This is a genomic window from Christiangramia qingdaonensis, from assembly GCF_048381525.1.
Lineage (GTDB): Bacteria > Bacteroidota > Bacteroidia > Flavobacteriales > Flavobacteriaceae > Christiangramia.
The window spans coordinates 1274441-1285966 of the sequence record NZ_JBLWIM010000012.1; the positions used below are offsets into that span (position 1 = coordinate 1274441).

At 39.7% G+C, this 11526-nt stretch carries 11 protein-coding genes and 1 pseudogene; 4 read left to right on the forward strand and 8 right to left on the reverse strand.

Annotated elements, in window-relative coordinates; all coding sequences use genetic code 11:
• The 3 genes and pseudogenes from ACNI3T_RS10835 to ACNI3T_RS10845 form a co-directional block, all read left to right on the forward strand.
• Positions 1–335 (forward strand): annotated as a pseudogene (locus tag ACNI3T_RS10835) (hypothetical protein); the annotation flags it as partial.
• A complete protein-coding gene (locus tag ACNI3T_RS10840) occupies positions 316–1719 on the forward strand; it encodes a DUF4097 family beta strand repeat-containing protein (RefSeq protein ID WP_418227792.1) in 1404 nt (467 codons plus the stop codon). The pseudogene ACNI3T_RS10835 and the gene ACNI3T_RS10840, both read left to right, overlap by 20 nt.
• A gap of 38 nt (positions 1720–1757) precedes the next feature.
• Positions 1758–2435, forward strand: a complete 678-nt coding sequence (locus ACNI3T_RS10845; protein ID WP_418227793.1) for a peptidoglycan DD-metalloendopeptidase family protein — start codon at positions 1758–1760, stop codon at positions 2433–2435.
• 32 nt (positions 2436–2467) lie between these two features.
• On the opposite strand, the gene ACNI3T_RS10850 is transcribed toward ACNI3T_RS10845, so the two are convergent.
• Entirely contained in the window at positions 2468–2944 is a 477-nt protein-coding gene (locus ACNI3T_RS10850) for a DUF4199 domain-containing protein (RefSeq protein ID WP_418227794.1), read from the reverse strand.
• Positions 2945–3819: 875 nt separating this feature from the next.
• On the opposite strand from ACNI3T_RS10850, the gene ACNI3T_RS10855 reads away from it, so the two are divergent.
• On the forward strand, positions 3820–4125 hold the full coding sequence (locus tag ACNI3T_RS10855; RefSeq protein WP_418227795.1) for a GIY-YIG nuclease family protein: 306 nt from the start codon (positions 3820–3822) through the stop codon (positions 4123–4125).
• Positions 4126–4832: 707 nt separating this feature from the next.
• On the opposite strand, the gene secA is transcribed toward ACNI3T_RS10855, so the two are convergent.
• The 7 genes from secA to ACNI3T_RS10890 all read right to left on the reverse strand — a co-directional run bounded on the left by secA (position 4833) and on the right by ACNI3T_RS10890 (position 11516).
• On the reverse strand, positions 4833–8189 hold the full coding sequence (secA, locus tag ACNI3T_RS10860) for a preprotein translocase subunit SecA (RefSeq protein WP_418227796.1): 3357 nt from the start codon (positions 8187–8189) through the stop codon (positions 4833–4835).
• An 87-nt stretch (positions 8190–8276) separates the two neighbouring features.
• The gene (locus tag ACNI3T_RS10865) at positions 8277–8498 is read right to left on the reverse strand and encodes a DUF2795 domain-containing protein (protein ID WP_008272287.1); all 222 of its coding nucleotides are present in this window, start codon (positions 8496–8498) and stop codon (positions 8277–8279) included.
• 152 nt (positions 8499–8650) lie between these two features.
• Positions 8651–9223, reverse strand: coding sequence for a cob(I)yrinic acid a,c-diamide adenosyltransferase (locus tag ACNI3T_RS10870; protein WP_418227797.1), 573 nt, complete (start codon positions 9221–9223; stop codon positions 8651–8653).
• Positions 9224–9302: 79 nt separating this feature from the next.
• Positions 9303–9476, reverse strand: a complete 174-nt coding sequence (locus ACNI3T_RS10875; protein ID WP_418227798.1) for a hypothetical protein — start codon at positions 9474–9476, stop codon at positions 9303–9305.
• 47 nt (positions 9477–9523) lie between these two features.
• Positions 9524–10228 (reverse strand): ABC transporter ATP-binding protein, encoded by a 705-nt coding sequence (locus ACNI3T_RS10880; RefSeq protein ID WP_405199472.1) that lies wholly within the window; start codon positions 10226–10228, stop codon positions 9524–9526.
• A 43-nt stretch (positions 10229–10271) separates the two neighbouring features.
• Positions 10272–11078 carry an O-methyltransferase gene (locus ACNI3T_RS10885; RefSeq protein ID WP_418227799.1) on the reverse strand — a complete coding sequence of 269 codons (807 nt, stop codon included), beginning with the start codon at positions 11076–11078 and terminating at the stop codon, positions 10272–10274.
• 78 nt (positions 11079–11156) lie between these two features.
• Entirely contained in the window at positions 11157–11516 is a 360-nt protein-coding gene (locus ACNI3T_RS10890; RefSeq protein WP_418227800.1) for a four helix bundle protein, read from the reverse strand.
• Positions 11517–11526 lie beyond the last annotated feature (10 nt).

The window sequence follows — 11526 nt, forward strand, 5'->3', positions numbered from 1 at the left end:
TTCCCGGTACTGACTATAGGTTGAGCGATGTCTCCCCTGAGTTTAAGAAAATCGAAGATTATTATATGGCCAGTTTGAATATACAATTGGCTAAACTGGACATGACGCCAGGAAACAAAGAACTTATAGATGCATTTATGAGAAAACTGGAAACTCTGAACGATGAATATATCGCGCTTAATGCGGAAATTCAAGAGACTGGTTTGAATGAGGAAACAGTAGAAGCTATGATCGCGAACTTGCAGCTTAGACTGGATCTTCTAAAGAAATTGAAGAACAAATTAAATGAAATCGAACAATCAAAAGACCTTAAAAATGAAAACTATCAAGCATAAATATATTTTATTGATGCTGCTCTTTATCACAGCAGGATCATTTGCTCAAACAAGCAAACTGAAGAATTCCTATAAAACTTCAGCAAATGTGACCGTGGAACTGGATTCCAGGTATACCAATATCATTGTAGAGAACTGGGATAAGAACGAGGTTGTTGTGGAAGCCTATCTAAACGGAAATTCCGGTAACAAAAAAGCTACGAAAGAACTGCTGGAAAACTGGCAGGTAAAGACCTCCAAAAATGGTGACCGGGTTAAGATCAAATCCAGTGGAGGTGGGAACACAAATATCAACATGAATCTTGACCTGGACCTTTCAGGACTTGAAGAGCCTTTGTCTATGCTGCCGGAAATGCTGCAGCCTATGATGAATGAACTTGTGGGGCCTTTGCTGGCTAATATTGCGCAAAATCCGCTACCGGAAGGTTTTGCTGATAATATGGAGGAAATGAAATTCGATTATAGCGCTTATAAAAAAGACGGGGACAAATACCTTGAAAAATGGGAGTCTAAAATGGACAAGAAGTTTGGCAAGGAATACGAAGCGAAAATGGAGAAGTGGGCTGCCGAAGTCGAGAAGAATTCTGAAGAATGGGAAAAAGAATATGAAGTGAAGATGGAAGCCTGGGGCAAGGATTTCGAAAAAGATATGGAAGCATGGGGTGAGAAATTCGGAAAGAAAATGGAAGCCTGGGGTGAAAATTTTGGAAAACAGTTCGAAGCTAATATGGAAGCCAATGGTGGAAAAATGTTTGCTGGGAATAGTGACGGGAATTCATCTAAAAATCAGAAGACCATCAGGATCAAAGTTCCGAAGGATGCAAAATTGGAACTGAACGTGCGTCATGGCGAATTAAAACTTGGAAGTACAGTTAAAAACCTGAAAGCCGATCTGTCTCACAGTCGGCTGTCAGCTAATAGACTCACCGGACAAAATACTAGGGTGAAAGCGGCGTATACACCGGTAAAAGTCGCTCATTGGGACTATGGAGTGCTTTCAACAGAATTTGTGAAGAACTGTACAATAGACAAGGCGGTGAGTATCAAGCTAGAGTCAAATAGTAGCGATGTGGTGATCAATGAACTTCAAGAAACAGGGGTACTTAGTGGTAGTTTTGGAAAGCTGGAAATTAAAAATCTTGGTTCAGGATTTCAGGATCTGAATATCAGTTTGGAAAATAGCGATCTGGAACTCAGTGTGCCTGAGACTGCTTTTAATTTTAGTTTCAATGGAATGCAAAGTAATATAAAGCACCCTGCCACGATGAAGTTAAAATCCACGAAGTCCTATGATAATGAGATGCTGAATGGCTACTTTAAATCGAAAAACGGAAGCGGTAATATCACAATCAAGGCAAATTATAGCGATGTATTGATAAATTAGGAGTTAGCCCTTACATTTGGCTTACTAAGCTGAATGCAATGATAGAATTTTCCAAATTTATAAAAGGTCTTACTTCAGAATTCACACCGGTGATAGGTGGAGATTATGCACAGGAAGATTATGAATATATTGATCTCTCACAAAATAACAGGGATCTGCTGAAACTGGAGGTGGCATCATCTGCCGCTTTTTCGGTTTTTATAGATGAATATCTGAGAAACCGATCGGCTAAAGCTGCGTATGGTGGTTACAATGAACTAAGAACTTTGTATAATCGCAGCGAGTTATTCAATCATTCGAGCTCGAATAGAAACATTCACATAGGACTGGATGTGTGGGTTCCTGCGTATTCAGATATTATAGCTCCACTGGATGCTCACGTACATAGTTTTCAGGATAACTCAAATTTTGGTGATTATGGACCTACAATAATTTTAGAGCATCATTTTGATCGTCAGTCGTTTTTCACCTTGTACGGACACTTATCCCGCGCCTCACTGGATAATTTGGAAACAGGAATGCAATTCAAAAAAGGTGATAAAATTGCTGAACTCGGAGATTATGCGGAAAATGGTGATTATGCACCACATTTGCATTTTCAGGTCATCAAAGATATGCAGGGCAAGATAGCAGATTATCCAGGGGTGGTTCGAAAAGAAGAGCTTGAAGATTATTTGCAGAATTGTCCTGATCCTAATCTATTATTGAAAATTTAGAAGCCTCTCTTCGGAAATGTATGCTAAGTAAACTATTTTTTTCGAACGAAAAGCGCAACAATGGCTGAGGTCACCACTCCAACAACCAGCGCAAAGAAGAACGACTGAAGGATATAGGAAGTAAGATTAAAATATTCTTCCGCAGCTTCACGAGTCATACTACCTCTTTCAACTGCATGATCTATGATATTCGGAAAGTACTCCGGTGTTATGAAGGCGTGGGTAATATACTGTGCCAGCGGAGTTAGGATGGCCACGACGATGCTTACTACAATTCCAGATATGAATCCCTGAGACCAGTTCATTTTGCCTTCAAAGAAATTCTTTCTTTTATCCAGCAACGCCAATACGTAAATTACGATCGCTACAATTCCAAAGAAATTAGTGTAGATCGCATGTTTGGCGATAAGTTCATCATGCCAGCCCAAAGCCTTTTCCAGATACATCCATAATAAGGATACCACGCTGAAGATTATTCCCCATTTAATTTCGATCGCAAAGCGTTTCATACTGATGATTTAGTTTGTTAAAATTACTAAAAAATACATTAGTAGAAATTTGAAATCTTTTTAAAATCTCATGTTAAAAAGGGTTACTGACTCGTTTTTGGAGAGAGTTCTCTCAAAACTAGCGGAACTTCTCAAACATGACTTCAGATAATTCTCCAGAAACTATATTTATAGGCAGTTTACAGCACTGAGCCTGTCGAAGTGCGGTTTAATTAGTTATGTTCTTGACGGGATTCAACTATAGAGTAGCTCCTCATACTTGTTATTATGCAAGTGTTATATTCTAGGTTCTAATTTAGCCTAATATATTATTTGCTCATCCTTCGACAGGCTCAGGATGATAATAGCGTTGTTATAATCCATCCTTCGATTGACTTAGGGTAACACTCTCACAAGCAAACATTCCTTTTTAGCAGTCTGCAGCACTGAGCCTGTCGAAGTGCGGATTCAATTGTGCGGGCTCACTTTATTCCAGTCTTCGTCATGCTCCCGCTAGTGATCATGAAAGTATTATAGGTTTGGTTCTGATGTAGACATCCTATCTTGCTCATCCTTCGACAGGCTCAGGATGGCAACACTATCAAAAGCAAACATTCTTGATCAGCAGTTTGCAGCACTGAGCCTGTTGAAGTGAGGCTCAAGACCATTTCTTCTTGGTCAGTAGTTTGCAGCACTGAGCCTGTCGAAGTGCGGTTACATTTGTTCTGTCTATAATAATGCAGCTATGAAAAAGCTCATTCTGGCAGGTGTTCTAGATACCATAGTATCCATTAAGAATTATATTTTTTAATAGTATCTGAGTAAGCTGTTTTGTATTAATTTCAATTTTCAAAAATTCAGCAGTTCGGAGCCTTCCAAAGTTTGAAAAGATAAACGTGGAGTTATATTATGTATACATATTAAAATGTAATGATCACTCCTTTTATATAGGTATGACCTCCAATCTGGAAGAAAGATTATTACAACACCATTCAGGAAAATACCGTGATGCATATACCTTTAATAGAAGACCTGTAGAATTAATGTTGGTGCAGCAATTTACGGATCCCAATACTGCCTCAGAGTTAGAAAAGAAATTGAAAGGATGGAGCAGGAAAAAGAAAACTGCCTTAATTCTGAAAGACTGGGATAATTTACAGAAGTTTTCAAGAAACTATTCGCAATACGGAAAGCCTGGATAAATCTATTTTGAATATGGTTTCTGCGATTGCTCATCCTTCGACAGGCTCAGGATGGCAATAGCGTTATTATAATCCAGCCTTCGATTGACTCAGGGTAACACCCTCACAAGCAAACATTCCTTTTTAGCAGTCTGCAGCACTGAGCCTGTCGAAGTGAGGCTCAAGACCATTTCTTCTTGGTCAGTAGTTTGTAGCACTGAGGCTGTCGAAGTGCGGTTTCAATTGTGCGGGCCCACTTTATTCCAGTCTTCGTCATGCTCCCGCTAGTAATCATGAAAGTATTATAGGTTTGGTTCTGATGTGGACATCCTATCTTGCTCATCCTTCGACAGGCTCAGGATGGCAAGACTCTCAAAAGCATGTTATCTTCATCAGCAGTTTGTAGCACTGAGGCTGTCGAAGTGCGGTTTCAATTGTGCGGGCTCACTTTATTCCAGTCTTCGTCATGCTCCCGCTAGTAATCATGAAAGTATTATATGTTTGGTCCTGATGTAGATATCCTATCTTGCTCATCCTTCGACAGGCTCAGGATGGCAACACTATCAAAAGCATGTTATTTTCATCAGCAGTTTGCAGCACTGAGCCTGTCGAAGTGTGGTTTCAATAGTGCTGTTTTAATAAAATAACCATGGAAAGCTCAGTCCGGCAAACGCATAAAAAAAGCCTGAAGTTCTACTTCAGGCTTTTTTTATATCTAAAATCAGATTCTATTCGTCTACAAGAACCCAGTCTCCTTTATCTAACAATGGGATCGCTTGTTTGAATTTCATGGCTTTTGTTTCACCACTCAATACGTTCTTCAAAGTAACCTTATCGTTTCTTCCAATCTTAGGTCGGTCTCTAGTGATGGTTTCAGTGATCTCAGGTTTACGCTGAGTATTACCAACCGCTCGGCTTTGAGCAGCGCGTTCATCCATGTTAGGGATCTCTTCCTTCTTGGTTTCAACTTTTTCTTTTTGCTGAACCTGCCTTGCTTCCTGAATATTAGGAACGCTCGCCGTTGGAATCTCTCCCTTGAATAGGAAGGACATCACATCACGGTTCACGGTTTCCAGCATTGCTTTGAATAGCTCAAATGCTTCAAATTTGTATATAAGCAACGGATCCTTCTGCTCATGTACAGCTAACTGAACACTTTGCTTCAACTCATCCATTTTTCTTAAGTGAGTCTTCCAGGCTTCATCAATGATAGCGAGCGTGATATTCTTCTCGAAATCTTTGATTAACTGTTTCCCTTCAGTTTCATAAGCTTTCTGAAGATTAGTAACCACGCTTAATGTTTTCGTGCCATCTGTAAATGGAACAGAAATGCGCTCGAAGTTATTTCGTTCATCTTCATGAACCTGTTTGATGACCGGGAATGCACGTTCAGCATTATGAGCCATCTTGGTATCGTAATGTGAGTATGCAGCCTTATAAGCCTCTCCAGCTAGCTTCTGAGGCGTCATTTTCTTGAATTCTTCTTCAGAAACAGGAGAACTCATTGAGAAATTCCTGATCAGTTCAAATTCAAAGTTCTTAAAATCTTCAGCTCCTTTATTGGTTTCAGCAATATTTTCAGAAATATCAAAGATCATATTGGCAAGATCCACACGTAACCTGTCTCCAAAGAGAGCATGGTAACGACGTTTGTAGATCACCTCACGCTGAGCGTTCATCACGTCATCATATTCCAGCAAACGCTTACGAACTCCGAAGTTATTTTCCTCGACCTTCTTCTGAGCACGCTCAATAGACTTGGATATCATGGAATGCTGAATAACTTCACCTTCTTCCAGACCCATACGGTCCATAAGTTTGGCGATTCTCTCAGAACCAAATAATCTCATCAGGTTATCTTCAAGAGACACATAGAACTGTGAACTACCCGGGTCACCCTGTCTACCGGCACGACCACGCAACTGCCTGTCCACACGTCTTGAATCATGACGCTCGGTACCAACGATCGCCAGACCACCAGCTTCCTTCACTTCCTTGCTCAATTTAATATCGGTACCACGACCAGCCATGTTGGTGGCGATTGTTACGATACCCGCATTACCAGCTTCAGCAACAATATCTGCCTCCTGTTTATGACGTTTAGCGTTCAGTACGTTGTGAGGTACATTCCGAAGCTTCAGCATACGGCTAAGTAATTCCGAAATTTCTACAGAAGTAGTACCAATAAGTACCGGTCTGCCTGCATTCGAAAGATCGGTCACATGATCGATCACCGCATTGTATTTTTCACGTTTGGTCTTATAAACCAAATCTTCTTTATCATTTCTGGCAATAGGTCTGTTGGTTGGAATTTCCACCACATCAAGTTCGTAGATCTCCCAGAATTCACCAGCCTCAGTTACAGCAGTACCAGTCATCCCCGAAAGTTTGCGGTACATTCTGAAGTAATTCTGAAGCGTTACCGTAGCAAAGGTCTGCGTTGCATCTTCGATCTTCACATTTTCCTTAGCTTCGATCGCCTGGTGGAGTCCGTCACTATAACGACGACCATCCATGATACGACCGGTTTGCTCATCCACGATCTTTACTTTGTTATCCATCACCACATACTCTGTATCTTTTTCGAACAGGGTATATGATTTTAATAACTGGCGAAGCGTATGAATACGTTCACTTTTTACTGAATATTCTCTGAATAGTTCTTCTTTCTTTTCAGCTTCTTCTTCGGCAGAAAGACCTTCTTTTTCAATTTTTGCGATCTCCATTCCAATTTCAGGCATCACAAAAAAGTCAGGATCATTTTCTCCGGAAAGAAATTCAATTCCTTTATCGGTAAGGTCTATCTGGTTGCTTTTTTCTTCGATCGTAAAATACAGCTCGGCATCCACCTTCGGCATTTCACGATTATTATCCTGCATGTAGTGATTCTCGGTTTTCTGCAATAGTTGCTTTACACCTTCTTCACTCAGGAATTTGATCAATGCTTTGTTCTTAGGAAGACCACGATATACTCTCAATAGCTGGAAACCACCTTCTTTGGTGTCACCTTCCTTGATCAGTTTCTTAGCTTCAGCCAGTACTTTTACTAGATATTTACGCTGAACTTCCACGATATTGGCGATCGCAGGCTTCAATTCCATAAACTCATGCGTATCTCCTTTAGGTACGGGACCTGAAATGATCAATGGGGTACGAGCGTCATCAATTAATACTGAATCCACCTCATCCACGATCGCATAGTTATGCGGGCGCTGTACCAGATCATCGGGAGCATGAGACATATTATCTCTCAGGTAATCAAAACCGAATTCATTGTTGGTTCCGTAGGTAACATCAGCATTATAAGCTTTTCTACGTGCGGCAGAGTTTGGACGGTGGTAATCTATACAGTCTACACTTAAACCGTGAAACTGAAAGATAGGAGCCATCCACGCGCTATCACGTTTCGCCAGATAGTCGTTTACAGTCACCAGGTGCACTCCGTTTCCGGTAAGTGCATTCAGGTAAACAGGCAAAGTCGCTACAAGGGTTTTACCTTCCCCGGTATGCATCTCTGCAATTTTTCCCTGGTGCATAGCCACACCACCAATAAGCTGAACGTCATAGTGAATCATATCCCAGGTTACCGGCTTTCCAGCTGCATCCCAGGAGTTATTCCAAATGGCGTAGTCACCTTCAAGATTTACATAATCTTTTTCTGCGGAAAGTTCTCTATCGTAAGCAGAAGCCTGAACCTTTAATTGCGGATTATTACAGAAACGCTTAGCTGTTTCTTTCACTACTGCAAAAGCTTCGGGAAGGATATCGTTGAGAACTGCTTCAGAAAGCTCGTAGGACTTATCTTTAAGAGCATCAACTTCAGTATAGATATCTTCCTTGCGGGTGATATCATCAATTTCATCAGCTTCCTTATTTAGCGCTTCTATCTTATCTCTAACTTCTTTGGTAGCATCAGAGATCTGAGTTTTAAATTCAGTTGTTTTTGCACGCAATTCATCCAGGCTCAATGCCTCGAACTTTGACTCAAGTGCCTTGATCTTGTCTACAATGGGTTGAATTGCTTTTACGTCTTTCTTGGATTTATCTCCAACGAAAGCTTTTAATACGGTATTTAAAAAACTCATAGTGGTTTTTTTATTTAAGGGGTTCAAATTTACGCAAAAAAAAAGCCTCATGATTGAGACTTTTCCCTAATTTCTACGTGTTATATTTTAATATTCATCCTCATTCCAGAGGTAATCTTCATCTGTTGGATAATCCGGCCAGATCTCTTCAATAGAATCATATGAATCACCTTCGTCTTCTATTGCCTGTAAATTCTCGACAACTTCAAGCGGTGCTCCTGTTCTAATTGCGTAGTCTATTAACTCGTCTTTGGTGGCCGGCCAGGGTGCATCACTTAAATAAGATGCTAATTCTAAAGTCCAATACATTGATTAATCGGGTTTTAAATTTTGGCAAAAATAATTTTTTTGCTCTAATAGCCAAGAAAAAAATCTATTATTTACTCAATAATGATAAGAACATAAAGATTTCGATCATTATTTGCATTATTCACAATGAATATGACGAAAATCTAATTGATTTAGGATTTTTTTGGAATCCATTGAATTTCTTCAGCTTGCAAGGAATGAGACAACATCCGTGCCAGCACAAACAGGTAGTCTGAAAGTCGGTTTAAATAAACCAAAACCTGATCCTGAAATGGTTCAATGTCATATAAAGCGGTAGAAATACGTTCGGCTCTTCTACAAACGCAACGCGCTATGTGACAGAATGACACACTTTGATGTCCGCCAGGTAAAACAAAATGCGTCATCTCGGGCAATTCGGTATTCATCTCGTCCATCGCATGTTCCAATTTTTCAATATCAGCATCAGATACTTTAGGGATATTCAAACGATCCTTTCCATTTTTGAGTTTCTCCTTTTCAGGATCTGTAGCCAGTACCGCTCCAATGGTAAATAACCTGTCCTGTATTTCTATTAGTAACTGCTTGGTACTATCATTCACCGGTTGATCTCTTAGAAGACCTATGTGTGAATTTAACTCGTCTACCGTTCCGTAGCTTTCAATACGTATATGATGCTTGGGAACCCTGGTTCCTCCAAATAGAGAAGTGGAGCCCTTGTCCCCGGTCTTGGTATATATTTTCATTGCAAATTTTTATCAGGATAAAAGTACGAAGTTCGAGTAGCTAAGAAAAATAAAGCGGATAGCTTAACATTCAAAAAGATTAAAGAGTATCAGATTTATGCTCCTTTTTACGTTCGAGATAACGTTTTCTGAAATTCCTGTTCTTTCGTTCTTTTTTGATTTTTTTACTACGGTTGGAATTCCACAGAAAAAATGCGAGAATAGCTACAATAATAAGTAGGTATAGCCAGGTTTCCCTATCAAGGTCGATCATAAGAATTGTTTAGAGATCTAATTTACAAAAAACCTGAAAAATCTGATCTAAACTGTAGGAGTATGAACTTTTTTGCGTTCATCGGTCTCTATTCTGCCATCTTTTAAGCGGATTACCCGATGTGCATGCTCGGCGATCTCTTCTTCGTGAGTAACGAGGATTACAGTATTTCCTGCAGCATGAATATCATCAAAAAGGTTCATGATCTCTACGGAAGTTTTTGAATCCAGGTTTCCAGTTGGCTCATCTGCAAGGATGATGGAAGGTTTATTGACCAGCGCACGACCTACCGCCACACGTTGTCTCTGTCCTCCTGAAAGTTGATTGGGTTTATGATCCATTCGGTCACCAAGTCCTACGCTGCGAAGTACTTCTTCAGCACGTTCCTTACGTTGAGATTTTGTGGCTCCGGCATAGACCATCGGTAAAGCCACGTTATCCAAAGCTGTAGTTCTGGGAAGTAAATTAAATGTCTGGAAAACGAAACCAATTTCTTTATTCCGGATTTCCGCAAGTTCATCATCGCTCATCTTACTGGCGTCTTTTCCATTCAGAATATAAGATCCGGAAGTTGGAGTATCCAGGCAGCCCAGAAGATTCATTAAAGTAGATTTTCCGGAACCTGAAGGTCCCATGATCGCGACATATTCACCTCGTTCAATATCCAGATCGATACCTTTTAGAACTTTTACGACTTCCTGACCTAAAGGAAAATCTCTGGTGATGCTGCGAATTTCGATTACTTTACTCATGGATTTTAATTTACGCTTGTTTGACGGCGATTCAACTAATTTGTTACACCCTAATCGTAAAATGCTCCTTCACCTGTTCCCTTCTGAAGAATATAAGACCCCATTGAAAAGTATCGATCGAAACCCGAACCTGCGGATGTTCGATAATTTCTTTCCAGGCTTGCTGCATTTCAGCAGACCAGCGGATGTCATCAAATATAAAGACAGAATCATTGTGCGCAAGAGATAAAAGCTTCTGAAAATATTCGAGTGTCGCTTGCTTTTGGTGATTTCCGTCGAAATAAATGAGGTCGAATTTCTCTGAAGTTTTCTGTCCGATCTTTGTTGTTCGGTGTTCAGCAGTCAGATCAAAAAGAACATTTTCGATTTTATCAATTCTCAAATCAACATTTTTGAGATCGAACTTTTCAAACTGTTGTCGGGCGATTTTTGCAGTTTCTCTGCAACCTTCTATAGTGGTAAGTTTTGTGGATTTATTTGCTGCAATAGCTGCGGAAGCTATTCCTAAGGAAGTTCCCAGTTCCAGAGCATTCTCGATCTTTAAATAATTAACGATCCTAGATAGTAATTTCGCCCGAAATAGAGTGATTCCGGCATTTTTGGCAATTGCGTGTACCGGTCTTTGATTGGAACTAAAAACCCTGCTTCCCGCCCCAAAATCTTTTACTTCGATAATCTCTTTATTCCGAAGAAGATCATTGCGGTATTCTTTGATCAATTTATATTCCGAATGTTCCGAAGTATCATAAAAACATCTGGTCACCAGGTCATAAACAAAAGGGGAGTGGAGCCCGTGTTCATTCTGACTTTTTAAAAGGAAGTTTATATAGGATTTGAGTTGGAAGAGCATGAAATTGGTTATGGGTTCTCAGTTGTAGGTTATGCGTTTTAAGTTTCTAAATAAAGAATTATGAAAAAGAAAAAAATACTATTTCCATTCTCTTTCAACATATTTTATAAAAGAGTAGATTTTTGCACCAAGAATTTCATAATTGGCTTTGAGTTTTTTTGTCCCTTCAATTTTATAGATGCGATCAATCATTTCTAATTGGGATAAACACTCGAGCAACGAGGCATGAGAATAGATTAAATATTTGAGAAAATCCTGCTTATAAGTACGTCGGCCATAGCCTTCAATGATATTATTTTTAATGCTTTTAGAAGATCTTCGAATCTGGCTTCCCTGTTCATAAAGTTCGAATTTTGGAAGTTTTAAAGAAATGGCATGTACTTCCAGGGCATATTCAAATGCCAAATTGTAAATATCCAGATCTTTATAACTTTTCATTTTTTACCTT

Bases quoted from the DNA above. Each gene is read 5' to 3' on its own strand.
- ACNI3T_RS10885 (WP_418227799.1), bottom strand. From the start codon at position 11,078: ATGCTCTTCCAACTCAAATCCTATATAAACTTCCTTTTAAAAAGTCAG.
- ACNI3T_RS10870 (WP_418227797.1), bottom strand. From the start codon at position 9,223: ATGAAAATATATACCAAGACCGGGGACAAGGGCTCCACTTCTCTATTT.
- ACNI3T_RS10880 (WP_405199472.1), bottom strand. From the start codon at position 10,228: ATGAGTAAAGTAATCGAAATTCGCAGCATCACCAGAGATTTTCCTTTA.
- ACNI3T_RS10840 (WP_418227792.1), top strand. From the start codon at position 316: ATGAAAACTATCAAGCATAAATATATTTTATTGATGCTGCTCTTTATC.
- ACNI3T_RS10875 (WP_418227798.1), bottom strand. From the start codon at position 9,476: ATGATCGACCTTGATAGGGAAACCTGGCTATACCTACTTATTATTGTA.
- ACNI3T_RS10850 (WP_418227794.1), bottom strand. From the start codon at position 2,944: ATGAAACGCTTTGCGATCGAAATTAAATGGGGAATAATCTTCAGCGTG.
- ACNI3T_RS10845 (WP_418227793.1), top strand. From the start codon at position 1,758: ATGATAGAATTTTCCAAATTTATAAAAGGTCTTACTTCAGAATTCACA.
- ACNI3T_RS10865 (WP_008272287.1), bottom strand. From the start codon at position 8,498: ATGTATTGGACTTTAGAATTAGCATCTTATTTAAGTGATGCACCCTGG.
- ACNI3T_RS10890 (WP_418227800.1), bottom strand. From the start codon at position 11,516: ATGAAAAGTTATAAAGATCTGGATATTTACAATTTGGCATTTGAATAT.
- secA (WP_418227796.1), bottom strand. From the start codon at position 8,189: ATGAGTTTTTTAAATACCGTATTAAAAGCTTTCGTTGGAGATAAATCC.